Origin of the sequence: Granulicatella sp. WM01 (assembly GCF_004570605.1) — a bacterium.
GTDB lineage: Bacteria > Bacillota > Bacilli > Lactobacillales > Aerococcaceae > WM01.
Genome location: NZ_SPPB01000026.1, coordinates 1 through 25700, shown reverse-complemented (window position 1 = coordinate 25700; position 25700 = coordinate 1). Strand labels below are relative to the sequence as shown.

Sequence of the window (25700 nt, the reverse complement as noted above, 5' to 3'; positions counted from 1 at the left end):
ACGAGGGACTAATGAAAATCACAATGGTTTAATTCGAGAATTTTTACCGAAGGGAAAATCATTTAATTTAGTACCTATTCAAATGATAACAACTATACAAAATGCGTTAAATAATAGACCTAGACGTCTACTAGACTATGATACACCTCATACTATGTTTAATCGTTTGTGTGCAACGACATAAACTATAACAGAATAGGTGTAACCGTAAAGGCTCGCTACGCTAATACCTTGACCGTTACACCTATTCCATTACAAAACAACTATGTCGCACACAGACATAGACTGTGACTTTAGTATTTTTCATGTACTGTTGCACTTGGCTTTACAATTCGAGAATAAATAAAAACATAAATAATGAGTAGAAAAGACTACTGTTTTATGCTTAAATGTGTTATGATATGTGAGTGATATTATGTTAAAAGGGCATAATTATCTTTAAAATGACTTAGACGATTGTTAATGAATATATTTTTAGAAGATAGGAGGCATTTAGATGGTAGAAAAATCAGTGCATGTCAGTTTAGATATAGGCACAAGCACGATAAAAGTTATTGTATCCGAGTTTGCTAGAAACCAATTAAATGTCATTGGTGTTGGTGTTGAACCGACTAATAATGGTGTTAGTCGTGGCATTATTGTAGATATTGATGCAACAGTTAGTGCAATCAAAAAAGCTGTATATAAAGCTGAACAGCGTGCTAATGTAATTATAAAAAATGTGGTTGTGGGTGTGCCAAGTAATCAAATTACAGTTGAACCTTGCCAAGGCATGATTGCTGTTTCAAGTGAAAACAGAGAAATTACAAATAAAGATGTAGATAATGTTATTTCAGCAGCTAAAGTAAGATCTGTTCCTCCAGAACGAGAAATTATTTCTATTTTACCTGAAGAATTTATTGTTGATGGATTTGATGGTATTCGTGATCCAAGAGGTATGATTGGTGTTCGCCTAGAATTATTTGCACATTTAATTACTGGACCAAAAACAATCATTCATAATATTCGACGCTGCGTTGAAAAAGCTGGATTAACGATTTCAGAAATGGTGTTACAACCACTAGCTAACAGTAAAGTTGCTTTGAGTGCAGGTGAGAGAAGTTTTGGAACAGTATTGATTGATATGGGTGGTGGACAGACAAGTGTGTCTGTTATCCATGATGATCAAGTTAAATTTGCTTTTATTGATCAACAAGGTGGTCACTACGTGACAAAAGATATTTCAACTGTTTTGAATACAACACTTGAAAATGCCGAAATGCTAAAACGGGAGTTTGGGTATGCTAGAGTGGCTGATATTACACAAGCAAGATATATCCCAGTAGAAACTGTTGGTCAAAAGGATCCAATTAGAGTAGAGGAAGGCTATTTAGCAGAAATTATTGAAGCTAGATTAGTCCAAACATTTGAAAATGTGAAACGTGCATTGAATAGTGTAGATGCGTTATCTTTACCAGGTGGAGTTGTATTAACTGGTGGAGCAGCACTTATTCCAGGGATTGTTGAACTAGCAGAAGATATTTTTAATGTACCAGTTAAACTATACGTTCCAGAACAAATGGGATTAAGACACCCATCTTATACACAAGCTTTAGGGTTGGTGCATTATACAGTAAATTTAGATGAAATTCATCATTTTGCTCAATTAGATTCAACTCAAAAACAAACAAACACGAATCAAACACATGTTGTTTCTGAGAGAAAAGAACGCCCTACACCACCTAAGAGTGAGCAGGTGCAAACTGAAAAAACAGAACAGACAAAATCTAAACATGAAACATCTACTCAAGAAGAAACAGTTTCTCATAAAAAAGGGAGTTTCTTTAATCGTATAGGAGATGGATTTAAAAATTTCTTAAATGGTATTGGTGAAGAGTAATTAAAGTATGGAGGATAAAAAATGACTATGGAATTTGATACAATTAATAATCATGCGATAATTAAAGTTATTGGTGTTGGTGGCGGTGGTGGAAATGCCGTTAATCGTATGATTGAAGAAGGTGTACAAGGTGTAGAATTTATTGTGGCGAATACAGACGTTCAAGCATTAAGTGCTTCACATGCTGAAACAAAAATTCAATTAGGACCAAAATTAACAAAAGGTTTAGGTGCAGGATCTATTCCTGATGTTGGTCAAAAAGCAGCCGAAGAAAGTGAAGAACAACTTATTCAAGCTTTACAAGGAGCGGATATGATTTTTGTAACGGCAGGAATGGGAGGCGGAACAGGAACAGGTGCTGCTCCAGTTGTTGCACGTATTGCTAAAAGTTTGGGTGCTTTAACGGTCGGTGTTGTGACTAGACCATTTACGTTTGAAGGGCCACGTCGTGCTAGAGGTGCTGCAGAAGGTATTGCAGAGATGAAACAGTACGTAGATACTTTAGTTGTTATTTCTAATAATCGCTTGCTTGAAATTGTTGACAAGAAAACACCAATGTTAGAAGCATTCCGTGAAGCAGATAATGTTTTACGTCAAGGTGTTCAAGGCATTTCAGACTTAATTACTGCACCAGGTTACGTGAACTTAGACTTTGCCGATGTGCAAACTGTGATGAAAGATCAAGGAGCTGCATTAATGGGAATTGGTGTAGCGAGTGGTGAAAATCGTATTGTTGAAGCAACAAAACGTGCGATTTCTTCTCCATTATTAGAAGTATCTATTGACGGAGCACAAAATGTTCTATTGAATATTACAGGTGGATCTGATTTAACATTGTTTGAAGCACAAGATGCAAGTGAAATTGTAGCGAATGCATCAACATCAGAAGTAAATATTATTTTTGGTACATCTATCAATGAGAATCTAGGTGAAGATGTTGTAGTAACAGTTATTGCAACAGGTATTGACCAAGAAAGAAGTCGTACATCTGCTCCTAGAGTAGGGACTAGTGCTTATCAAGCAGGAAGTAGTTTAGTCAATGATTTTGGTCAATCAAGTCGTGCACATACTTTCCAAGAAAAACCACGTTTTGCTGAACCTGCAAAACAAAGTGCAGAAGAACGTAATTTGTTTGGAGATTGGGATATTAGACGTGAAACAAATGTTCGTCACAATGTAGAAGAAGAGCATTCAACAGGGTATCAAGAAGTGACATTTGTAGAAAGCGACACAGAATTTAATGAGGGAGAAGGCATTGACACTCCACCATTTTTTAGAAAACGTCGTAAATAATAATGATAAAAAATATTGAATGTATTCAAGACAATTGCAAAAAAGCATTGTTGAAAAGTCCTTATAATCAAGTTCCTCAAATAATTGTTGTCACTAAACAGCAATTATTTGAGGATATTTCAAAACTATACCAAAAGGGATTTACACATTTTGCTGAAAATAGAGTGGAAGCCCTGTTAGACAGACAAAAAGAATTTCCACAAACTGATATTACATGGCATTTAATTGGAACATTGCAAACAAGAAAAGTTAAACACATTATTAATAAGATTGACTATTTTCATGCTTTGGATCGTTTCAGTTTAATTGATGAAATAGAAAAGCGTGCAGAAAAAACAATCCGTTGTTTTTTACAAGTTAATGTTTTTCAAGAAGAAAGTAAGCATGGATTTTCTATTCATGAATTAGAGCACGTTGTGTCATATATTAAACATACAGAGCATATTGAAATTGTAGGCTTAATGGCTATGGCACCTTTCCAAATGGAGTATGGGCATATTAGGCAAGGATTTGCACAATTAAAGAAACAACAGGAACTTATTCATCAATTACACATTAAACAGTGTCCTTGCTTATATACAAGTATGGGAATGAGTCAAGATTATACAATAGCTTTAGAAGAAGGTGCAACACATCTACGGATAGGTAGTGCATTTTTTCGTAAATAAAAAATAATTATGGTGGTGTTATCATGGGATTTAAAGAATCAATTTCTCGTTTCTTTCGTGTCAACCAAGATGATGAGTACGTAGATTATGAGATTGAAGATGAAACAGAAGTGACGGAGCATGCTCTAAAAAGGGGGCAAGCACCTACAAAAATAAGAGAAGGAAAAGATATGGCAAAAATTAATATTATTGAACCTAGAGTGTACTCAGAAGTTGAAACAATTGCATCGTTATTGTTAGATAAACAAGCGGCATTATTAAATTTACGTCGTGTTGATGACACACAAGCAAGACGTATTATTGATTATTTAGCAGGGATAGCTTATGCTATTGGTGGCGATGTTCAAAAATTGAGTGAAAGTATTTTCTTATGTGTGCCAGCTAATATTGAAATAGAGGGTATGCTTAATGAAGAAAATCAAAGCAGATTAGACTTTTTAGAGCAGTTATAAGTTTGTGAACATGATGGAACACCAGAACCTTTATCAGCATTTTAGAAAAGAAGAACGATTGTTTATTGACCGTGTATATGAATGGAAAATGCGAGTAGAAGATACGTATATCCCTTTTGTTACACCGTTTTTAAATCCCCGTGAGCAGTTTATTATATCGACACTATTTTCTGAAAAAGACTGTGTACAGTTATATTTTAATGGTATATTTGAGCAAGGCGAGCGTAAGCGAGCCTTGATGACTTTTGCTGACGAGGCACATCAAGATGACTTTGGGCAGGTGCTATTTAGTATACGCTATCCGCAAAAGTTTGCTCAGCTTAAACATAATCGTATTTTAGGAACTTTATTAGGGCAGGGAATAAAGCGTGAGCATATTGGAGATATTGTTACTAATGGAGAGGAGTGGCAAATTGTTGTCACAAAGCAAGTTGCACCGTATATAAAAGAAAATTGTAAAAAAGTAGGTTCCATTTCAGTAGGGTTTGACGAAATAGATTATTGCAAAAAAATTGAGCCTATGATGTCATATCAATTACTTCATACGACAGTTTCTTCTTTGCGATTAGATGCTTTACTGGCAACTACTTTTCATTTGTCAAGGCAGACAGTAAAAGAATATATTGAGAATGGTTTAGTAAGTGTTAATTGGAAAGAAGAAACAAAAGGACATACTGAAATTACTCTAGCAGACACTGTGTCATTAAGACGTTATGGAAGAATTGTTCTACATGATGTGCAAGGAATTAGTAAGAGTGGTAAACTTAAAGTACAAATTTATATTGTAAACAATAAAAAATAATATACCTTTTGCACATTTTAGTTTATAATATATGCAGAATAGAAAAAGCAACAGAGGAGGATATTATGGCAATTACACCGATTGATATTAGTACAAAAGAATTTTCAAAGAAATTCAAAGGGTATCATCCTGATGAAGTTGATGATTTTTTAGACAGAATTGTTTTAGAAATGGAATCTTTGATAAAAGAAAAACGTGAGTTAGAGAAAAAAATTAAATTTATGGGAGAACAAGTTGAGCATTATATGAGCTTACAAGATACCCTAAATAAATCCATTGTTGTTGCTCAAGATGCGGCGGATCGTTTGCGTGAAAATGCGGAAAAAGAAGCCGAAATGATTGTTAGTAATGCACAACGTGCGGCAGATGAAATTGCCACACAATCTGCAGATAAAGCAAATCGTATTGCAGAAGAAACAGAAACATTGCGTAAAACAGCAGTTGTTTTCCGCAAAAAATTCCAAATATTAGTAGAGTCACAATTAGATTTAATTCGCAATGAAGAATGGTCACATTTATTAGAGCAAGTTGAACCTATCGCAACACCTACAGTTGATGAAGTGTTAGGTAAAAAAGAAGATGACACATTATCAGTGGACATGTCTGATTTGATGTCTTAATCATGATGTGACAAGACAGAACACGCACTATAGTATACTATTTAGCGAGCCAAAAGATTGGTGAAAGTTTGGCATAGTCACTGATATAGTTGTATCATCTGTGTTAGCTTATTTTGAAAAGAGTAGAAATAAGCGGGTCGCTCCGTTAATGGCGATAAGAGTTATTAAAGGGTGGTACCGCGTCAATACGCCCCTTTCTACATTTGTAGAAAGGGGCGTATTTTATGTTTTATAAGGAAAATAAGGAGAAAAATGTATGAAAATGAAAGATACTTTATTATTAGGAAAAACAGAGTTTCCTATGCGTGCAAATTTACCAGTTAGAGAAGCAGAATGGCAAAAAAATTGGGAAGAGGATAATTTGTATCAAAAGATTCAAGCTAAGAATGAGGGGAAAGAGAGTTTTATTTTACATGATGGGCCACCGTATGCCAATGGTCCAATTCACATGGGACATGCGTTAAATAAGGTGTCTAAGGATTTTATTGTCCGTTCTAAATCAATGGCAGGATACCGTGCTCCATTTGTTCCAGGGTGGGATACACATGGATTACCTATTGAACAAGCATTGACAAATAGTGAAGGTGTGGATAGAAAAAAATTATCGGTTGCAGAGTTTCGTCATTTATGTGAAGAGTATGCGTGGAAACAAATTGAAAATCAACGAACAGTATTAAAACGTTTAGGTTTGCAAGGGGATTGGGACAATCCTTATGTGACATTAGATCCAAAATTTGAAGAAGCACAAATTCGTTTGTTTGGAAAAATGGCTGAAAAAGGGTATATTTATAAAGGCTTGAAACCAATTTATTGGTCACCATCTAGTGAGTCATCATTGGCTGAAGCTGAGATTGAATATAAAGATGTGGAAAGTCCGTCTATTTATGTAGCGTTTAAAGTAAAGGATGGAAAAGGCTTATTAGATGAAAACACATCATTTGTCATTTGGACAACAACACCGTGGACTTTACCAGCTAATCTTGGTATTTTTGTTCATCCGGATTTTGATTATATCCATATTAAAGTATCTAATCGTCAGTTTGTTGTGGCTAAAGAATTGTTATCAAGTGTTAGTCAAGCAACAGGTTGGGAAAATGTAGAGATTATTCGAGAATTTAAAGGACAAGAATTGGAATACATGGTCGCTCAACATCCGTTTTATGAGCGTGAATCGCTTGTAATGGTGGGAGATTATGTAACTTTAGATGCAGGGACTGGTTTAGTACACTCAGCACCGGGACATGGGGAAGATGATTATCATTATTCAAGAAAATATCAATTAGATGTCCTTTCTCCAATTGACAATCAAGGGCATTATACAGATGAGGCACCTGGTTTTGAAGGGATGTTCTACATGAAAGCTAACAAAGTTGTTTGTGAGTTATTGGAAGAAAAAGGTGCATTATTAAGTTTAAGTTATTTTGTGCATAGTTATCCTCATGATTGGAGAACTAAAAAACCTGTTATTTTCCGTGCGACACCACAATGGTTTGTATCTATTGATAAATTCCGTCAAGATATTTTACATGAAATTGAGCATCATGTGACTTGGTATCACCCATCTGGTAAGGTGCGTATTTATAATATGGTACGTGATAGAGGAGATTGGGTTATTTCACGTCAACGTGCATGGGGAGTGCCATTACCAATTTTCTACGCTGAAAATGGCGAAGCGATTATTACACCAGAAACAATTAGTCATGTTGCTAAATTAATTGGAGAGCATGGTTCAACTGTTTGGTTTGAACGTGAGGCTAAAGAATTGCTTCCAGACGGATTTACACATGAGGGAAGCCCTAATGGTCTATTTACTAAAGAAAAAGATATTATGGATGTGTGGTTTGATTCTGGTTCATCTCATGCAGGTGTATTGAAACAAAGAGCAGAATTGAATTTCCCAGCAGATTTATATTTAGAAGGATCAGATCAATATCGTGGTTGGTTTAATTCAAGTTTAACAACAAGTGTTGCCGTTAATGGAGTAGCACCATATAAAGCTGTTTTATCTCAAGGGTTTGTTAATGACGGACAAGGACGTAAGATGAGTAAATCATTAGGAAATGTCATTGATCCAGCAAAAGAGATGCAAACAAAAGGTGCGGATATTATTCGTTTGTGGGTGTCAAGTGTTGATTCAGAGTCAGATGTACGTGTAAGTGATGACATTTTGAAACAAGTGTCAGAAGTGTATCGAAAAATTCGTAATACTATGCGTTTTATGCTAGCTAATACGTCTGATTTTAATCCTGTAGAGCATCGTGTTCCTTATGAGAATTTACGTTTAGTTGATCAATATATGGAAATCCGTTTAAATCAGTTAGTGGACTCTATTTTGGCACATTATCATGACTATAAGTTTTCAGCGATTTATCGTGAAGTGATTAATTTCTGTACAGTAGACTTATCTAGTTTTTACTTAGACTTTGCTAAAGATGTGGTCTATATTGAAACAGAAAATAATACAGAACGCCGTGCTATGCAAACAGTCATGTATGATGTGTTAGTGAAATTGACAAAATTATTGACTCCAATTATGCCATTTACAGCAGAAGAAATTTGGGCGTTATTGTCTGAAAAAGAGGAGTATGTGCAATTAGCAGATTTCCCAATTGTTGAAACTTACGCCAATGAACAAGATGTTTTAGCGTATTGGAATAAGTTTTTCACTATTCGTGATGTTGTGCTAAAATCACTTGAAGAGGCAAGAAATGAAAAAATTATTGGAAAATCTTTTGAAGCTGCTTTGAGCATTTATACGAATAGTGACTATCAAGCTATTTTAAATCACTCAGATGTTAATGTTGCTCAAATTTTAATTGTTTCCCATGTAGATGTGCTGCCTATCGGAAAAGCATCAATTGAAACAATAAGTGACATTCATGTTGTTGTCAATAAAGCAAAAGGACATGTGTGTGATAGATGTCGTGCCGTAAAAGAAGAAGTGGGAACGATTGAAGAAGCACCAAGTTTATGTGAACGTTGTGCAAAAATCGTCACAACAGAATTTCCAGAGGCACTAGTAGAACAGGAAGATAATCAATAAAATAGCTTATATAAGATAATGAATAGCACAGCCTTACTTAAATATTTTGGCTAATCTATGCTTATCATGAGTCTTGGTGTGAAGTCAAGATAGAAAAAAATAAGAAAAATGTAATCGTGTTGGTGAACAAAAAAGTTTGCCAACACGATTATTTTTATGCACCGAAGTGGAAAAATAACACCCTTTGATGAAGAATCATCCTATACAGTGCTTATATAGTTCAAGAAAAGAGTAGCTAAGTATTTTTATAGTGTATGGCTTCTTTATCGTAATGCAAAAAGTGCAATGCTTGTTTTTTACTGATAGTCAATAGTTTTTAGTGTTTTAATTGTGGCTGTATAGCTTATTGTAATGTACATGGTATTTGTTGAAGGCTATTCATCATGTTAGCAATATTTTTGTCGTTGCACGTTTTATTGCACATTTTCTTGACCAGGAAAACACTAAAATTTTAGCCTTTCGATTAACATTTGAAAATTTGAAAACTGCTTAGAAACAAGGTTTCTGATGATGTCATGATAAGTTGTTTTTTATTTTTAAGACTTTTTTCCCAGACCCTTTTTTTAGAAGATTTTTTTCAAGTAAAAATGTTAAGATAATATAAATAAGGTTTATATCATCGTTTATGTTATGTAATAGAGAACTAGGCAAACAGAATAGGACATCACATTTCTTTAGCGTATAATCTATTTTTTGAGTGATGAAGTTCAATAATATGTGAATGTGTTTATAATGAGCTATGGTATCATGAATAAGTGGTGTGTTTAATTAGTTAGTTCATGTTTTTAGTGGAATGTAAAAGATAATGTTGTTTATTGTTGATATGTGTTATATATCAACATGTTTAATAGAACTATGGAGATAGGTCTATTAATATATGTTATGATAGGCATAATGTACTATTTTCACATTTATTTTGAAAAGTTAGTTTATGAATTTATCATGAAAAAGTTGACCGTATAAACGGCATTTTTGCTTTGTGATATATTCTAATATATAATAGAATTAAATTAAAATAAATAAAGAGAGATGTTGTATGATGAATAAAGACGATAGTTTAACATTGCACACAGATTTATATCAAATTAATATGATACAAACGTATTGGAAAAAAGGCATTGATACAAAGAAATCGGTTTTTGAGGCTTATTTTAGAAAAGTGCCTTTTGATAATGGATATGCTATTTATGTGGGATTGGAGCGTTTGATTGATTACATTACACAGTTGAAATTTTCAGAAACAGATATTGCTTATTTACGTTCATTACAAGTGTATAGTGAAGATTTTTTAGATTATTTAACGCATTTTCGTTTTACTGGGACAATTCGCTCCATGAAAGAGGGAGAATTGGCATTTGCAAATGAACCATTAGTGCAAGTAGAGGGTTCTTTAGCAGAGTGTCAATTGATTGAAACAGCATTATTGAATATTTTGAATTTTCAAACGTTGATTGCAACAAAAGCAGCACGTATTCGCAATGTGTGTGGAAAAGGTGACACATTAGCTGAATTTGGTTCCCGTCGTGCGCAAGAAATGGATGCAGCTCTTTGGGGGACACGAGCAGCCTATATTGGAGGGTTTGATGCCACAAGTAATGTTAGAGCAGGAAAGTTATTCGGTATTCCTATTACAGGAACACATGCGCATGCTCTAGTTCAAGCATATCGTAACGACTATGAGGCGTTTAAAGCGTATGCGCAAACGCACAAAGACGTTGTGTTTTTAGTGGATACTTATGACACATTACGTTCAGGTGTGCCGAGTGCTATTCGTGTTGCTAAAGAAATGGGTGATGCTATTAATTTTGTCGGTGTGCGTATTGATAGTGGAGATATGGCATACATGTCTAAAAAAATTCGTGAGCAACTTGATGAAGCAGGATTTAAACACACTAAAATTATTGCGTCTAACGATTTAGACGAAAAAACGATTTTAAACTTGAAAATGCAAGGGGCAAAAATTGATTCTTGGGGTGTTGGTACACGATTAATTACAGCCTACGATCAACCAGCTTTAGGTATTGTGTATAAATTAGTCAGCATTGAAGATGAACAAGGAAATATGGTAGACACGATGAAGATGTCAAGTAATGCTGAAAAAGTGTCTACTCCTGGACAAAAGCAGGTGTGGAGAATTACACGTCAATCCAATGGGAAGTCAGAGGGGGATTATATTGCTCTATGGCATGAAAGACCAGACAAGTTAGATTCCTTATATATGTTTCATCCAGTGCATACGTATATTAACAAAACAGTTAAGCAATTTAATGCACGTCCACTTTTACATGATATTATTTTAAACGGGGAATTAGTGTATACTATGCCGAGTTTGCAGGAGATTAAAAACTACGCTAATACGTCATTATGTGAAGTATGGGAAGAATATCGTCGCATTTTAAATCCAGAACCATATCCTGTGGACTTGTCAGAACAATTATATACTCAAAAAATGCAAAGTATTGAAAATATTAGAGCAAGTATTGCTAAACAAATTGAAAAGAATTAAAAAGTTTTACCTAAGGAAGTGATACGATGAGAAGTCTACAACGAGAGATTATTCAAACGTTACATGTTAAATCTACTATTCATGTTGAGGAAGAAATCCGATTAAGTATTGATTTTATGAAAAATTATTTGAAAAAGCACCCATTTTTAAAGACGCTTGTGCTTGGTATTAGTGGTGGACAAGATTCAACATTGGCAGGAAAATTATGTCAAATGGCTATTGAAGAATTAAGACAAGACACTAAAGACAATAGCTATCAGTTTATTGCCGTTCGATTACCATACGGTGTTCAGCAAGATGAAGAAGATGCTAAGCGAGCATTGCAATTTATTCAAGCAGATAAAGTATATACTGTAAATATTAAAGATGCTGTAAATGCTGCAGTCAGCACTTTAGAAAGTCAAGGTGTTCATATTTCTGATTTTAATAAAGGCAATATTAAAGCTAGACAGCGTATGATTGTGCAATATAGTATTGCAGGAGCATATCAAGGCGTTGTTGTTGGCACAGACCATGCTGCTGAAGCACTCACAGGATTTTATACAAAATATGGTGACGGTGGAGCTGATATTATGCCACTTTGGCGATTAAACAAAAGACAGGGTAGACAAATGCTCCAATTTTTAGGAGCTGACGAGCGCTTATATTTAAAGGTGCCAATTGCTGATCTTGAAGAAGAACGCCCACAATTACCAGATGAAGTTGCTTTGGGAGTAACGTATCAAGACATTGATGATTATTTAGAAGGTAAAGAGATTGACGGACAGGCTGCTGAAAAAATAGAACAATGGTACACAAAAACAGAACATAAAAGACGCATGCCTTTTACCGTTTTTGATAGATAACAATATCATTTATGCCGAGGGATAAGTTTTGTATAAGAATAAAACTAATCAAGCAATAGGGAAATTGATATAAATATTCGCATTATATCAGCAGTTTAAGTTGTTGAATAATGCGAATTTTTATATTAGTTTAATCAATATCAAGATTTTACCAAATGATGTTGGTAAATGCGCTTCTCCCAGTGATAGAAAAATAATCGTATTGGCAAATAAAAACGTTTGCCAACAAACTTTATTCTCAACCTTAAGTTAGTGATTTAGTTATTGCATAAGAGGGGTAAGAGAGAAAGACAACTGAAAGGGAGCATTTTACGTGTTTTTTAATGAATAGAGCATGCTATGCTACGGATATTTTGATATTTCTCAAAAAACGGATTTTTTAAGAGATAGAAAACATTGGGACTGGGAAAACACTAAAATTTTAGCCTTTCAATTAACATGTGAAAAATTGAAAACTGTTTAGAATCAACGTTTCTGATGATGTCATGATAAGCTGTTTTTTATGTTTAAGTTTTTTCCCAGTCCCCAGACTGTTGACATTATAATAGTAAAAAGTCACATCATATGTTTAAAATAGAAAAAATGTGATGTAAGCCTATAAAGCAGAAAAAGTGGTATTTGAAAGAAAAAACAATGCCTTTTATGTTGTTTGGTAATGGTATTCTTTGGAGGATATGTAAAAATATGATTTGGAACGTGAGAAAAGTATAGGAAAACAAAAACATAAACAATGCTTTTTTATAAGTAAAGGTTTTTTAGTACAGTTTTTTTTTGGGATTTAGTAAACTTAATTGTTGAAATTAGAGCATTAATGTATAAAATATACAGGGTTTAAATAAAAAGGCTTGAATTTTTGGAACAGCAGTGTATCAGCTAGGCACTCTATCAAAAAGCCATGTGTTTCGTAATAAAAATGTAATCTAATTTAAACATAATCGTTTTGAATGTTTGCTATAATAACGGAGCTATCCAGATTAAACGAAAAAAGTTTATAGAGAAGGTGAACAAATGATAGAAATGAGAAATGTGACGAAACGTTACCCCAATGGCATTACGGCAGTCAATGACGTCAGTGTTAAAATTGATTCTGGTGAATTTGTTTATATTGTGGGGCCAAGTGGAGCAGGAAAATCAACATTTATCAAAATGATGTACTGTGATGAACGTTTAACGTCTGGTGATTTACAAGTTGGTAAATTTAATTTAAGAAATATAAAGCAGAGAGATCTTCCGTATTTAAGACGTTATGTTGGTGTGGTATTCCAAGATTTCAAGTTACTTGAAAAGAAAACCGTTTATGAAAATATTGCGTATGCTATGGAAGTGGTAGGAAGAAAACCGAGTGCTATTAGAAAACGTGTATTAGAAGTGCTAGACTTGGTTGGATTGAAACATAAAATTCGCATGTTTCCAAATGAATTGTCAGGAGGAGAACAACAACGTATTGCCATTGCACGTGCGATTGCCAATACACCTGGGGTTCTGATTGCGGATGAGCCTACAGGGAACTTGGATCCAGATACATCTTTGGAAATTATGAGTATTTTAGAGCGTATTAGTGCAAATGGAACAACGGTTATTATGGCAACACATAGTCGTAGCATTGTAAATAATATAAAACACCGTGTTTTAGCCATTGAAAGTGGACGAATTGTTCGTGATGAACAGGAAGGAGAATACGGATATAATGATTAGAAATTTCTTTAGACATTTACGTGAAGCTACTCAAAGTATAGGACGTAATTTTGGACGGAGCATGCTCTCTATTGTGACGGTTGGATTTACGTTATTACTTGTGGGAATTTTTACGTCGGTGTTATTAAATGTAAAAGACTTAGCAAATGATGCAACGTCTACTTTAGAAGTTAAGGTATTTGTCGATACGGCAGCCACTCCAGAAGATCAAGATAAATTAAAGAAACAACTTGAAAGCATTCCTAATGTCACACAAGTGACATATTCAAGTAAAGATGAACAATTAAATCGTATTGTGGAGAAGTGGCCAGTTTTTAATATTTTTGAAAATGATTCAAACCCATTATATGATGCGTATATTTTAAAAGTAGACAATTCCATTAATATTTCACGTGTGGCACAAGATGCACGTACGTTAAAATATGTTATACGTGCCAATGACGGAGGAAGCACCACAGATTCATTGGTCGCATTTTCTAAGTCATTAGAGATATGGGGAACAGTCCTTATCGTTATTTTGGTTGTTATTGCGATTATTTTAATTATGAATGTGATTAGAACAACTATTCTTTCAAGACAAACAGAAATAGAAATTATGCGTTTAGTAGGAGCGACTAAATGGTTCATTCGAGGTCCATTTTTAATTGAAGGAGCATTGATTGGCTTTTTAGGAAGTTTACCAGCGTCTATTATTATATATATTGGCTACATGACATTGTATAGTATTATTGAGGGCAATATTGTTGGTTTGGATCAATACAGTTTATTGCCAGCAGATCCTTATGCAGTTTATATGGCAGTAGGGCTATCTGTTATTGGGATTTTAGTTGGAGCTTTAGGATCAGTCATTTCGATTAGACGTTTTTTGAAAAAATAAAGATGCAGACCTATTGGATAATTCCGATAGGTTTTTTTGTGTTTTGCTGACAAATTTTTGGAGAAATGCCTTTTTTGTTGCTGGTAGGTATTGTTTTTTATTCTAAAACTGTATTTGTGAATCAAAAGGAAGTTAACTTAACTATAAGATAAATCAAGGATAATCAACAAGAAATGTAAAAGGATTTTTAATGTAGAAAAGTGCCACAACATAGTATCAAGTAATATTTTGTCGTGCTATATAATCGTTTAAATATATCCGTTTTTCACCTTTAAAGTGTATCTGTGAATGAAAAAATATTAGATGAAGAACGGTGTTTTAGACATGAAGTGAATATAAATTTACTGTTTTATTTAATAAAAAGTAGTCTTAAATACAGTATATTTGATATATTTTGACCAACATGTTATGCTCATTACAATAAAACGTAGATAGTATAGGGTGAAATATATGAAAAAAATGACACTATTCACTAAGGTAGTTTTTTTAGTGCTTAGCGTAGTTATGCTTGCATTGTTGACAACAACAGTATTTATCGGACGATATGTTGAAACAAGGGAACGTCATGTTGTTGAAACACAAATTTCATCTATTGCACATGTAGCTGCCCACCATAAAAGTATTATTCATGCTTTGGAACAAGAAGATAGTTCTGGAATTGTTCAAGATATTGCTCAAAGTATAATGGAAAATACAGGTGTTGATTTTGTTGTGGTTATGGATACACAGTATAAGCGTTACTCGCATCCAACAACCTCTATTATAGGGGGAACTTTTTCAAATATTGAAGATGCCGAGCAGACACTAACACATGGAGATCATTTTAGTTATAAAGACGGCACATTAGGAGCCGGAGTGAGATATTTCACGAAAATACTGAATGCACAAGGGAATGTGATTGGAATTGTTTGCGTAGGGTATAGACAGGTAACTATTTCAGCACAAATTCAAACGGCATTTACTCATGTGTTCAGTGCATTAAGTATTGGAATGGTGATAGCTTTTGTTTTAGCTTATGGGTTTACAAGGTGGTTAAAGCGTATTCTGTTGAATTTAGAGCCAGAGGAAATTGCACATCTTGTTATGGAAAATGCGTATGTATCTGAACATATTACAGAGGGCATTTTAGCAATAGATAGGCAGCGAAAAATTATTTTTACTAATCGTCAGTTATTAGCTTTATGTCATAAAGCACAATTTATGGATAATATCAAAAATGGAGAAACTATTCCCTCTAGTGTATATGATGTGCTGTTTGCACATGTTATGACAAGCCAAGAGCCTTTACATGATAAGCAAATGGCTTTAAATCATATCAATATTGTGATTAATTGTAATCCCATTTATTTAAATGGAAAAATGTATGGAGCAGTAGCGACCATACGAGATGAGTCTGATTTACATCAGTTAATTACGGAATTGAGCAGTACTGAAAAATATAACGATACATTACGAGCTCAAAATCATCATTTTATGAATCAAATGCATGTATTACAAGGGTTGATTGATTTACAACATTTTAGTCAAGCAGAGCATTATATTCGTTATTTGAAACAAAATTATCATATTCATTTGGGGCATGTTTCTGATAAAGTGAAAGTACCCGTTTTAGCGGGACTGTTACTTGGAAAAATTCAAGAGGCCACGCAAAAGAATGTGCAAATTATTATAGATGACGATAGTGATGTACCAGAGGGGCAATATTTGACATTATATCACGATTTAGCACTTATTTTAGGTGTTCTTATTGACAATGCTATTGAGGCAGTTGCTTTGGAAAGCGAGAAAACAGTTAATGTGTATCTTTACATTAGTCAAGAGGAGCAGGTAGCTTTGTGTGTTGTAGAAGATACTGGTAGTGGTATTTCAGAAGAAAGCAGACACCTTATTTTCCAAAGAGGATATTCCACAAAAGGAGAAAATAGAGGGTACGGTTTAGAGGCGGTTGAAGCAATTGTGAAAAAATACGGCGGAACGATCGATGTAAGCCACACGGTGCATGGTGGGGCGAGATTTAGTATAGAATTGCCATTAATGGAGGTAGAAGATGAATATATTGATTATTGAAGATGATCCAATGGTTGCCATGATTCATCAAGAATTTTTGAAACGCATGTATGAACAGGGAAAGATGTTTCATGCAAAAGATTTAATAAGTGCCAAGTCATTGTTAAAAAAACATAAGATTGACGTGATTCTGTTGGATAATTATTTGCCTGATGGAAAAGGTGTGCAATTTTTAGAAACTATTCAGTGCATTCCAACCATTATGATTACGGCTGCGAATGATGTAGATTCAGTCAAAATCGCCTTATCGTATGGAATAGTTGACTATTTGGTCAAGCCGTTTACGTTTGAGCGATTTAAAAAGGCTTTTGATAGAGTTAAAGATTACAAAAAATTATTTGTGCATGATAAAGTTTCCCAAGAACATTTAGACAATTATTTTTCAGCTATGCAAGAAGATGGGCAAACAGATTATTTACCAAAAGGATTAGCAAAAATTACGTTGAAAAAAGTTGTGGCTGCATTAATGAAACAGCAACGCGAATTCACTACGCAACAAATAGCAGACGAAGTTGCTATTTCACGTATTACGATAAAAAAATATTTGAACTATTTAGTAGACAGTGGCTTTCTAAATGAAGACGCAGAGTATTTAACCTTAGGTCGTCCGGTATCTATATATACGATATTAAATCGTGAAAAACTCAATCAATTTGTAGAAAATCAATAAGTATAGAATTGGAAATACTAGATAAATAGGCTAAAAGACGTTCAAGCAATGTTTAGGCTTGAACGTCTTTTTTGTTACTATTTTTGAAAATTGTTCTGCTTACTAAATTAAATTGATGAATAAAAAGAAAAGAGATTGAATCATAGTAGTGTGCCTCACTTATCGTTTGGCGTAAGTGTTTATGTCATTATTTTGGGAAATTTTCTTTTGTGATTTTATACATGACATTTGTGAAAGATGAGAGTAACAATATGATTGTTAGGTAAAATATAAATGTTTAAATAGATTAGAAAGAGGATAAATAGTGGGGGTTGATTGAATATTTTTTGAAAATTATTAAAAAGTCAATTGATAAAACTGTGTTGGTGAATACTTTTGTTCGCCAACACAATTTAGGGTACAAAAAAAGAAGTATAGAGATACTTCTTTTTTTTATTACTTAGCTAATTTTGATGCTAAACGTGATTTGTCGCGAGTAGCTTTGTTTTTATGGATTAATCCTTTTGATGCAGCCTCGTCGATAGATTTTAAAGCAGCTTTTAATAATTCAGCAGCGTTTTCTGCACCTTCAGCAGCTGCAACTTCAAATTTCTTAATTGCTGTACGCATTGCACTCTTTTGAGCGTTGTTTTGTAATTTAGCTTTTTCAGCTGTACGTACACGTTTAATAGCTGATTCGATATTTGGCATTTCGTCACCTCTTTCTTCAAATCTCATTTGATACCTGTTTATACCAACATGCACAATTATACAAAATTTGAGATATGATTGCAATAAATATTTATTAATTTCCAGGATATGTTGTCAAAATTTTACCTAGTTGTTCAAAAGTGCTGTGTTTTGGAATTGTAAACGTCCCATTTTGTACAGTTGTATCCAATTTATGCTCAACTAAATAATTGATAAATTCATTTGTGCTTGAAATGATACCTTGCTCATGCAATTTTTCGGCAATAGTATAAGAATCATCTCCCTCAGTAATGACAAGGCTAATTGATTCACCGGTCGACTGGGATGTACTGCTTTGTGTTGTTTCAACTTGAACACTTGCAGATGTTGTAGACTGTGTTGATGATACTTGTGTATCCTGTTTACTTGTAGTTGTTGTGGTAGTAGTGGTTTCTGTTTTAAGTGGACTGGAGTGTTGCGTTGTTGTTAAATACCCACTGTAAGATAGACCAAGTAACAAACAACCGGACAAGAAAAAGCCGATACCTAAAAACCTGAATGCTTGTTTTAACATATAATCTACTCCTTCATCATTATTTTGTGGATTCTTCAATGTAACGGTCAATTAATATTTGAACAGTTTCAATTGGAATATTCGCAAAAATTGAAATTTCTTCTGGAGTACGACCTTCTGAATACAAACTAATAATATTTTCTTTTGTTAGCTCACTTAAACTGCGTAATTCAGATGTAAATGAAAAAGTTTGTGTTGCTGGTAGTCCAGTGAATGTTTCTAAAGAACTAATACGTTCTCTTAAACGATATAATTCTTGTGATTGTTCAAATGAATAATCTTTTAGTTCTTCTATATCTCTTTTAGCAGAGTTTTTTGTAAAAAGTGACAAAAATAAGAAAAATGCTGATAATCCAAATAAGATTAAAATAACTGTATTAATATCTAATTGCATAATACACCTCCGATAGTTTTATCTACATTTTAATGGAATATGAATTATTTTTCAATCATAATATGTTTTCTTTTAAGATGAAATCAAATGCCGATTATGATAAAATGTAATTCATATTAAGAAATGAAAGGGATTAATGATGTCAGTAACTTTATTAAATGGACGAGCACTTGCTCAAGAAATTAAATGTGATTTATCAAAGAAAGTAGAAAAACTAAAGGAAGAAAAAGGGGTAGTTCCGAAATTAGTTGTTCTTTTAGTGGGAGATGATTGTGCTAGTCGTATTTATGCTAGAAATAAAGAAAAAATGGCGTTACAAATAGGATTTGAGTCTGTCATTGAGGAATTTCCTAATACAGTAACTCAAGAAGAATTATTAGCACGTATCCATTACTATAATCATGCAAAAGATTGTCATGCTATTCTAGTACAACTTCCATTGCCAGAACATTTAGATAAACAAAAAATTTTACAAGCAATTGATTATCATAAAGATGTTGATGGATTTCATCCAATGAATGTAGGGAATTTGTTGTTAAACAATCCTACTGTTTTTCCTTGTACACCACAAGGTATCTTAACATTATTAGATTACTACAACATTGCTTTAACTGGGAAAACTGCCGTTGTTGTTGGACGAAGTACGATTGTTGGGAAACCAATGGCACAAATGCTTTTACAACGAGATGCTACAGTTATTATGGCACATTCTCGTACAGAAAATTTAAAAGCAATTACACAACAAGCTGATATATTAATTGTAGCAGTTGGAAAAAAACATTTTATTACACCAGATCATGTAAAGCAAGGTGCTGTTGTTGTAGATGTTGGAACAAATGAAGATGAAAACGGAAAGTTAGTTGGGGATGTTATGCCAGATGTCGCTCAAATAGCTAGTGCCATGACTCCAGTTCCAGGTGGTGTTGGACCTATGACAATTGCTATGTTGTTGAATCAAACGTATCAACTAGCACTTGAACACATTTCATGTCATCAAACACCTAAAAATAATTAGCCTTAAACAAAGCAGCTATACATGTCATTAAATACATATATGGTCAAATAGAGTGTACGCATAAATCACACAACATCTTAAACAAGGTGCATGCACCGACAAAGCACAATTGTAGCCAAAGAGTGAGTGTAGACAAAGCAACTCTTAAATAGACTGCATGAATAGATAAAGAGTATCTTAAACAAGGTGCATAAACACTAAAGCATAGCTTTAAATAAGGTACATATACAGAGCAATAATTCAAATAAACTGTGTGAATAGATAATTTGGTATCTTGAACAGTGAGTAGGGCAGATAAGCAAATATTTAAATAAAGAGCATATAAAAATTAGTCAAAGAAAGGAAATGAGAATGAGCCAGCCAAACTATTTAACGATTTCGGCACTTAGTACATATTTAAAACGAAAATTTGATGTTGATCCACATTTAAGAAAAGTGTATGTTATTGGCGAAGTATCTAATTTTAGAAAGCGACCGACACATCAATATTTTAGTTTGAAAGATGAAACGGCTAAAATTAAAGCAGTGTGTTATCAACATGTGTTTAATAAAATTGGATTTGTTCCAGAAGAGGGAATGCAAGTTTTAGTTATTGGACATGTGAGTTTGTATCCAGCTTCTGGTGAATACCAAATCTATATTGACCACATGGAAATGGCAGGAGCTGGTGCATTGTTTCAAGCCTTTAGAGAATTACAGGAAAAGTTGGGAAAAGAGGGGCTTTTTCAAACACCTAAAAAGCCCATTCCTCGTTTTCCTAAACGCATAGCCGTTGTGACAAGCCAGAGTGGTGCAGTTATTCACGATATTAGAACAACGATTTTACGACGGTATCCCATTGTAGATATTCATGTGTATCCTACTGTTGTTCAAGGGAAAGAATCTGCTAAAAGTATCGTACATAATTTAGATCGTATTGAACAGTCAATGTATACTTATGATACAGTGATTATCGCACGTGGTGGAGGATCAATTGAAGATTTGTGGTCTTTTAATGAGGAAAGTGTTGTCAGGCGTGTTCATCAGCTAAATATTCCAATTATTTCCTCTATTGGTCATGAAACCGATACAACATTGACTGATTTTGTGTCTGATTTAAGAGCAGCCACACCAACAGCAGCTGCAGAGCATGCAGTTCCTGTATTGAGTGAAGTGTTTGATTATTTCACTCAGCAACAACAACGTCTAGGACGAGCAATAGATGCACGGCTAAAATTTTTAAATCAACGGCTTAATAATCTTGCTCAATCTTATATTTTTAAGCAACCGGAACGATTGTATGAAAGTTTTATTCAGAAATTTGATCGTTCAGCAGAACGTTTAGAGCAGAGCATACAATCTGTTTTAGACAAGAAAAAAAGACAATTTGAACAAAAACAGTGGGAATTTGAGCATAATCACCCAGGAAGTCAAATTGATAAGTTTAATCAAAGGTTAGAACTTGCGCAAGTACAGCTTCCTAAGGTTATGATGCGTTGTCTAATGCAATATCAGCAGAGTGTAGATAGTCATATTCAGCGCTTGGATTTATTAAGTCCATTGAAAAGTATGTCAAGAGGGTATAGTTATGTGCATATAGACAATGACGTTATTTCTAGTGTAGAACAATTAGCACCTCATGATTTCATTACTATTGAAATGTTAGACGGGCGTGTCGTGTCGCAAGTACAGAAAATTGAAAAGAATAAAATAAAACGTTAAAAAGGAGTAGAGTATGGCGAGTAAAAAAAGTTTTGAAGAAGCATTAGAACAATTAGAAACTATTGTACAACAGTTAGAAAGAGCAGATATTCCATTAGAAGATGCTTTAAAACAGTTTAAAGCAGGAATTGAATTAAGTCAGTATTGTAAAAAAACATTAGCAAATGCTGAAAAGACAGTAACCACATTGATTTTAGAATCAGGGGAAGAAAAAGAGTTGACAGAGTAATTGAAATGGGAGAAATATATGACATTATGTGAGTTTATGAAGCAAGAATGTGGGCGATTTGAACAGGCTTTAACGAGCAGCCTTGAGAATGTAGAGCAAGAACGTTTACGTTTAGCAATGGAGTATTCTTTAATGAATGGTGGAAAAAGAGTTAGACCATTGTTGTTATTAGCCGTATTGCATGCTCTAGGTAAACCTGTTTTTCTGGGATATGCTAGTGCAATTGCTTTAGAGTATATTCATACATATTCTTTAATTCATGATGATTTACCTGCTATGGATAATGATGATTTCAGACGTGGGAAATTAACAAGTCATAAGCAATTTGATGAGGCAACAGCAATTTTGGCTGGAGATAGTTTGCAAACGATGGCATTTGACGTATTATCTGAAAGTCAAGGAGATGCTAAAACGGTGTTAAATTTAGTGCGTGCATTGGCAAAATGTGCAGGGCCTAATGGGATGATTGGTGGACAAATGGCTGATATTCAAGCGGAGAACAAACGTATTACATTAGATGCATTAATGTCAATTCATCAAAATAAGACCGGTAAATTGATTTGGTTTGCAGTGTATGCAGCAACACAGCTGGCGAATATTTCTAATGAACTGGCACATCAGTTGCTAGAGTTTGCTCATGCATTTGGCTTAGCTTTTCAAATTCACAATGATTTAAAAGATATTAAACAGGACGAAAAATTACAAAAGAGTACCTACGTGTCTTTACTTGGTAAAGATGAGGCTATGCATAAATTACATGAACAAATATATATAGCCGAGCGTTCTATTGAACAGGCTAAAGCAATAGAGGCAAATTTAAAGGATACATTGTTGTTAGATTTTTTAGAGTATGTAAAATTGTAATATAATTAAGGAGTGGCAATGGAAAAAGAACGTGCAGATATGTTAGTTGTCCAGCAAGGATTAGTGCCGACACGTGAGAAAGCAAAACGTTTAATTATGGCAGGTCAAGTTTACAATGAAAAGCATCAGCGCATTGATAAAGCTGGCGAAAAGTTACCAGTGAGTACCCAGTTGTATATTAAGGGCGAAACGTTAAAGTATGTTAGCCGAGGTGGGTTGAAGTTAGAAAAAGCAATAGATTATTTTGGTTTGCATTTAAAAGACCATACTGTATTAGATATTGGTGCTTCTACAGGTGGCTTTACCGATGTTGCTTTACAACATCAAGCAAAGCTAAGTTATGCTTTAGATGTTGGATACAATCAATTAGATTGGAAACTTAGGCAAGATGAGCGTGTAGAAGTTATGGAACGTGTGAATTTTAGGTATGCACGTTTGGAAGATTTTACAAAGGGACAACCGACATTTGCAACAATTGATGTATCGTTTATTTCATTACGTTTAATTTTGCCAACGCTGGCAACTATTTTAGTACCAAAAGGCGAAGTTGTAGCATTGATTAAACCACAATTTGAAGCTGGTCGAGAAAGCGTTGGTAAAAAGGGTATTGTAAGAGATAGTAAAGTGCATGAAGATGTGATAGAGCGTATGGTTCAATTTTCCTTGGAAAATGGATATTGTGTTAATGGATTGACATTTTCCCCTATCACAGGAGGCGAGGGAAATATCGAATTTTTATTATATTTAACTTTGGATAGCCAAAAAATAAGTCGTGTTAATAGTCAAGATATTACAAATGTTGTTCAGCAAGCCCATGATACCTTAAAAAAATAATGATTGGTTGGGTAATCGTTTAATGAAAGGTAAGGAGAAGTCATGTTACAGACGATTCATATTAAAAATTTTGCAATAATTGATCAATTAAATGTACAGTTTAATCAAGGCATGAGCGTTTTAACAGGGGAAACAGGTGCAGGAAAATCTATTATTATAGATGCTTTATCTTTAGTGGCTGGTGGACGTGCTTCAAGTGAAATGATTAGGCATGAGTGCGATAAGGCAGTTGTACAAGCACTGTTTGATATTGCCTCATTATCTCCAGTACAACAGTTTTTAGAACATGAAGGATTGAACGGTGAAGATAATGAATTAATTATTACACGAGAAATTCATCGTAGTGGAAAAAGTCAAGTAAGAATTAATGGCATGTTGGCAAATGTAACGATTTTAAAACATTTAGGCACATTACTTATGGATATTCACGGACAACATGAACATCAATTTTTAATGAACGATGCCAAACACTTGTCATTGCTTGATAGTTATGGTGCAGAAACAATTGCAAATGAACGTGCACTATATATGGAAACTTACACACAATATAGCCGACTGAAAAAACAGTTAAAGCAGCTAATGGAAATTGAACAAAATGATACACAAAGAGTTAATTTGTTGAAACGGCATATTGCAGATATTGAAGAAGTAAATCCTCAAATGCGTGAAGATGTGTTATTGGAAGAAGAACTAAAAACGTTAGCGAATGATAAAAAAGTAGCTAGTGTGTTGTTGTGTTTAGATACTTTATTGACACATGAAGAAACAGGTGTAAAACAAATTTTACATCAATCTTTGTCTCAATTATATCATATTGTTGACTTGTCTAAGGAATATGAACAAATGGCAATTCAGTTAAATGATGTGTTATCAGGGGTTAACGATATGTCTAAACAATTATCGCATGCTCTGGATCGCATTGAGTTTAATGAGGAACGCTTAAGCGAAGTTGAAAATCGCTTAGCACAATTAGATAAATTAAAAGAAAGATACGGACAAAATATTGATGAGGTTATCGTATATTATAATGAGAGTAAAAGTGAACTTGACCGTATTTTGAATAAAGATAAACATTTAGTAGATATGCAACAGCAATTTTTACATGTACGTGAACAATTATTGATACAAGGAAAGAAATTGACAACTTTAAGACAAGCATTAGCCGTTAAATTAGAACAGTCTGTTAAAGAGCAATTGATGTCATTGTATATGGATAAAGTGGAATTTAAAGTACAGTTTAAATCTGATGGAGAAAAAATAAAAATTCGTGCAACTGGATTAGATGACGTGGAATTTTTAGTGGCAACTAATGTAGGTGAACCACTTAAACCGTTGGTTAAAGTAGCCAGTGGTGGAGAACTGTCACGTATGATGCTTGCTTTAAAAGCTATTTTTGCAAGTCAACAAACAATCTCAACGATTATTTTTGACGAAATCGACACAGGTGTAAGTGGGCGAGTGGCACAAGCCATTGCCAATAAAATGCATGATATTTCTAAAAATATACAAGTATTATGTATTACGCATTTGCCACAAGTCGCTGCTAAATCAGATTATCATCTATATGTTAAAAAAATAGTAGTGGATAATCGCACAACAACAGAATTACACTGTTTGAGTCACGAACAAAGACGACAAGAAGTTGCACGTATGTTTGCAGGGGATACATTGACACAAGCAGCCTTGCATCATGCAGATGAATTACTGCAACATACTGAATTGACTCATAAATAATAGTTGTGGAGTAGGTAACATCTTTACCTTAAATTTATGTATGATTAATATGTTATTTTAAAAAAAATCCCGTGTTGTAAAATGAAGTGCAACAAATAAAAATAAACAAAAAAACATGAAAATCAGCTATACTAAAGTTGCCAAACCAAATAGATAGGAAGATTTTCATGTCTGAAGTACATTATACCACAAAACGACACTATAAACACTTAAGTGATAAAGAAAGAAGTCAAATTGAAATATTATTAAACGAGGGCTATACTATTTCA

Annotated in this window: 21 protein-coding genes and 2 pseudogenes; 20 read left to right on the top strand and 3 right to left on the bottom strand. The window is 33.9% G+C overall.

What is annotated here, in order from left to right:
- The 14 genes and pseudogenes from E4T68_RS09530 to E4T68_RS04805 form a co-directional block, all read left to right on the top strand.
- Window positions 1-184 (top strand): annotated as a pseudogene (locus E4T68_RS09530) (IS30 family transposase); the annotation flags it as partial.
- Between the two features lie 312 nt (window positions 185-496).
- Entirely contained in the window at window positions 497-1879 is a 1383-nt protein-coding gene (gene ftsA / locus E4T68_RS04865) for a cell division protein FtsA (protein ID WP_135124673.1), read from the top strand.
- Window positions 1880-1900: 21 nt separating this feature from the next.
- A pseudogene (gene ftsZ / locus E4T68_RS04860) lies at window positions 1901-3064 on the top strand (cell division protein FtsZ); the annotation flags it as partial.
- A gap of 110 nt (window positions 3065-3174) precedes the next feature.
- Complete coding sequence (locus E4T68_RS04855; RefSeq protein WP_135124671.1) at window positions 3175-3840, top strand: YggS family pyridoxal phosphate-dependent enzyme; 666 nt, start codon at window positions 3175-3177, stop codon at window positions 3838-3840.
- Window positions 3841-3863: 23 nt separating this feature from the next.
- Window positions 3864-4292 carry a cell division protein SepF gene (locus E4T68_RS04850; protein WP_135124669.1) on the top strand — a complete coding sequence of 143 codons (429 nt, stop codon included), beginning with the start codon at window positions 3864-3866 and terminating at the stop codon, window positions 4290-4292.
- 13 nt (window positions 4293-4305) lie between these two features.
- On the top strand, window positions 4306-5094 hold the full coding sequence (locus E4T68_RS04845) for an RNA-binding protein (protein ID WP_167753819.1): 789 nt from the start codon (window positions 4306-4308) through the stop codon (window positions 5092-5094).
- A gap of 65 nt (window positions 5095-5159) precedes the next feature.
- On the top strand, window positions 5160-5714 hold the full coding sequence (locus E4T68_RS04840) for a DivIVA domain-containing protein (RefSeq protein ID WP_135124665.1): 555 nt from the start codon (window positions 5160-5162) through the stop codon (window positions 5712-5714).
- A 256-nt stretch (window positions 5715-5970) separates the two neighbouring features.
- On the top strand, window positions 5971-8757 hold the full coding sequence (gene ileS / locus E4T68_RS04835; protein ID WP_135124663.1) for an isoleucine--tRNA ligase: 2787 nt from the start codon (window positions 5971-5973) through the stop codon (window positions 8755-8757).
- A gap of 1039 nt (window positions 8758-9796) precedes the next feature.
- Complete coding sequence (locus E4T68_RS04830; RefSeq protein WP_135124677.1) at window positions 9797-11263, top strand: nicotinate phosphoribosyltransferase; 1467 nt, start codon at window positions 9797-9799, stop codon at window positions 11261-11263.
- 26 nt (window positions 11264-11289) lie between these two features.
- Entirely contained in the window at window positions 11290-12108 is an 819-nt protein-coding gene (gene nadE / locus E4T68_RS04825) for an ammonia-dependent NAD(+) synthetase (protein ID WP_135124661.1), read from the top strand.
- Window positions 12109-13116: 1008 nt separating this feature from the next.
- Window positions 13117-13803 (top strand): cell division ATP-binding protein FtsE, encoded by a 687-nt coding sequence (gene ftsE, locus E4T68_RS04820; RefSeq protein WP_135124659.1) that lies wholly within the window; start codon window positions 13117-13119, stop codon window positions 13801-13803.
- A complete protein-coding gene (gene ftsX / locus E4T68_RS04815; RefSeq protein WP_167753818.1) occupies window positions 13796-14680 on the top strand; it encodes a permease-like cell division protein FtsX in 885 nt (294 codons plus the stop codon). Before ftsE ends, ftsX begins: the two co-directional genes overlap by 8 nt.
- Window positions 14681-15130: 450 nt before the next feature.
- Window positions 15131-16747 (top strand): ATP-binding protein, encoded by a 1617-nt coding sequence (locus tag E4T68_RS04810; RefSeq protein ID WP_135124655.1) that lies wholly within the window; start codon window positions 15131-15133, stop codon window positions 16745-16747.
- Window positions 16728-17417 carry a response regulator gene (locus tag E4T68_RS04805; RefSeq protein ID WP_135124653.1) on the top strand — a complete coding sequence of 230 codons (690 nt, stop codon included), beginning with the start codon at window positions 16728-16730 and terminating at the stop codon, window positions 17415-17417. The genes E4T68_RS04810 and E4T68_RS04805 overlap by 20 nt, the downstream gene beginning before the upstream one ends.
- Window positions 17418-17852: 435 nt before the next feature.
- Here E4T68_RS04805 and rpsT read toward each other — a convergent pair whose 3' ends face one another.
- From rpsT to E4T68_RS04790, 3 genes are all read right to left on the bottom strand, one after another.
- The gene (rpsT, locus tag E4T68_RS04800) at window positions 17853-18107 is read right to left on the bottom strand and encodes a 30S ribosomal protein S20 (RefSeq protein WP_135124675.1); all 255 of its coding nucleotides are present in this window, start codon (window positions 18105-18107) and stop codon (window positions 17853-17855) included.
- 94 nt (window positions 18108-18201) lie between these two features.
- Window positions 18202-18660, bottom strand: coding sequence for a hypothetical protein (locus E4T68_RS04795; RefSeq protein ID WP_135124651.1), 459 nt, complete (start codon window positions 18658-18660; stop codon window positions 18202-18204).
- A gap of 19 nt (window positions 18661-18679) precedes the next feature.
- Complete coding sequence (locus E4T68_RS04790; RefSeq protein WP_135124649.1) at window positions 18680-19054, bottom strand: helix-turn-helix domain-containing protein; 375 nt, start codon at window positions 19052-19054, stop codon at window positions 18680-18682.
- 139 nt (window positions 19055-19193) lie between these two features.
- Between E4T68_RS04790 and E4T68_RS04785 the strand changes: the two genes are divergently transcribed.
- The 6 genes from E4T68_RS04785 to recN all read left to right on the top strand — a co-directional run bounded on the left by E4T68_RS04785 (window position 19194) and on the right by recN (window position 25431).
- Window positions 19194-20069 (top strand): bifunctional 5,10-methylenetetrahydrofolate dehydrogenase/5,10-methenyltetrahydrofolate cyclohydrolase, encoded by an 876-nt coding sequence (locus tag E4T68_RS04785; protein WP_135124647.1) that lies wholly within the window; start codon window positions 19194-19196, stop codon window positions 20067-20069.
- 351 nt (window positions 20070-20420) lie between these two features.
- A complete protein-coding gene (xseA, locus tag E4T68_RS04780) occupies window positions 20421-21770 on the top strand; it encodes an exodeoxyribonuclease VII large subunit (protein ID WP_135124645.1) in 1350 nt (449 codons plus the stop codon).
- 13 nt (window positions 21771-21783) lie between these two features.
- The gene (locus E4T68_RS04775) at window positions 21784-21999 is read left to right on the top strand and encodes an exodeoxyribonuclease VII small subunit (protein ID WP_135124643.1); all 216 of its coding nucleotides are present in this window, start codon (window positions 21784-21786) and stop codon (window positions 21997-21999) included.
- Window positions 22000-22017: 18 nt separating this feature from the next.
- Window positions 22018-22863 carry a polyprenyl synthetase family protein gene (locus E4T68_RS04770; RefSeq protein ID WP_135124641.1) on the top strand — a complete coding sequence of 282 codons (846 nt, stop codon included), beginning with the start codon at window positions 22018-22020 and terminating at the stop codon, window positions 22861-22863.
- 18 nt (window positions 22864-22881) lie between these two features.
- On the top strand, window positions 22882-23697 hold the full coding sequence (locus E4T68_RS04765) for a TlyA family RNA methyltransferase (RefSeq protein WP_135124639.1): 816 nt from the start codon (window positions 22882-22884) through the stop codon (window positions 23695-23697).
- 42 nt (window positions 23698-23739) lie between these two features.
- Window positions 23740-25431, top strand: a complete 1692-nt coding sequence (recN, locus tag E4T68_RS04760) for a DNA repair protein RecN (RefSeq protein ID WP_135124637.1) — start codon at window positions 23740-23742, stop codon at window positions 25429-25431.
- The last annotated feature ends 269 nt before the right edge of the window (window positions 25432-25700 follow it).

Excerpts from the sequence above, each read along its gene's own strand:
- E4T68_RS04795 (WP_135124651.1), bottom strand. The coding sequence starts at position 18,660 with ATGTTAAAACAAGCATTCAGGTTTTTAGGTATCGGCTTTTTCTTGTCC.
- recN (WP_135124637.1), top strand. The coding sequence starts at position 23,740 with ATGTTACAGACGATTCATATTAAAAATTTTGCAATAATTGATCAATTA.
- ftsE (WP_135124659.1), top strand. The coding sequence starts at position 13,117 with ATGATAGAAATGAGAAATGTGACGAAACGTTACCCCAATGGCATTACG.
- E4T68_RS04840 (WP_135124665.1), top strand. The coding sequence starts at position 5,160 with ATGGCAATTACACCGATTGATATTAGTACAAAAGAATTTTCAAAGAAA.
- E4T68_RS04855 (WP_135124671.1), top strand. The coding sequence starts at position 3,175 with ATGATAAAAAATATTGAATGTATTCAAGACAATTGCAAAAAAGCATTG.
- ileS (WP_135124663.1), top strand. The coding sequence starts at position 5,971 with ATGAAAATGAAAGATACTTTATTATTAGGAAAAACAGAGTTTCCTATG.
- nadE (WP_135124661.1), top strand. The coding sequence starts at position 11,290 with ATGAGAAGTCTACAACGAGAGATTATTCAAACGTTACATGTTAAATCT.
- E4T68_RS04830 (WP_135124677.1), top strand. The coding sequence starts at position 9,797 with ATGAATAAAGACGATAGTTTAACATTGCACACAGATTTATATCAAATT.
- E4T68_RS04765 (WP_135124639.1), top strand. The coding sequence starts at position 22,882 with ATGGAAAAAGAACGTGCAGATATGTTAGTTGTCCAGCAAGGATTAGTG.
- ftsA (WP_135124673.1), top strand. The coding sequence starts at position 497 with ATGGTAGAAAAATCAGTGCATGTCAGTTTAGATATAGGCACAAGCACG.
- E4T68_RS04805 (WP_135124653.1), top strand. The coding sequence starts at position 16,728 with ATGAATATATTGATTATTGAAGATGATCCAATGGTTGCCATGATTCAT.
- E4T68_RS04770 (WP_135124641.1), top strand. The coding sequence starts at position 22,018 with ATGACATTATGTGAGTTTATGAAGCAAGAATGTGGGCGATTTGAACAG.
- E4T68_RS04850 (WP_135124669.1), top strand. The coding sequence starts at position 3,864 with ATGGGATTTAAAGAATCAATTTCTCGTTTCTTTCGTGTCAACCAAGAT.
- E4T68_RS04775 (WP_135124643.1), top strand. The coding sequence starts at position 21,784 with ATGGCGAGTAAAAAAAGTTTTGAAGAAGCATTAGAACAATTAGAAACT.
- E4T68_RS04785 (WP_135124647.1), top strand. The coding sequence starts at position 19,194 with ATGTCAGTAACTTTATTAAATGGACGAGCACTTGCTCAAGAAATTAAA.
- ftsX (WP_167753818.1), top strand. The coding sequence starts at position 13,796 with ATGATTAGAAATTTCTTTAGACATTTACGTGAAGCTACTCAAAGTATA.
- xseA (WP_135124645.1), top strand. The coding sequence starts at position 20,421 with ATGAGCCAGCCAAACTATTTAACGATTTCGGCACTTAGTACATATTTA.
- E4T68_RS04790 (WP_135124649.1), bottom strand. The coding sequence starts at position 19,054 with ATGCAATTAGATATTAATACAGTTATTTTAATCTTATTTGGATTATCA.
- E4T68_RS04810 (WP_135124655.1), top strand. The coding sequence starts at position 15,131 with ATGAAAAAAATGACACTATTCACTAAGGTAGTTTTTTTAGTGCTTAGC.
- rpsT (WP_135124675.1), bottom strand. The coding sequence starts at position 18,107 with ATGCCAAATATCGAATCAGCTATTAAACGTGTACGTACAGCTGAAAAA.
- E4T68_RS04845 (WP_167753819.1), top strand. The coding sequence starts at position 4,306 with ATGGAACACCAGAACCTTTATCAGCATTTTAGAAAAGAAGAACGATTG.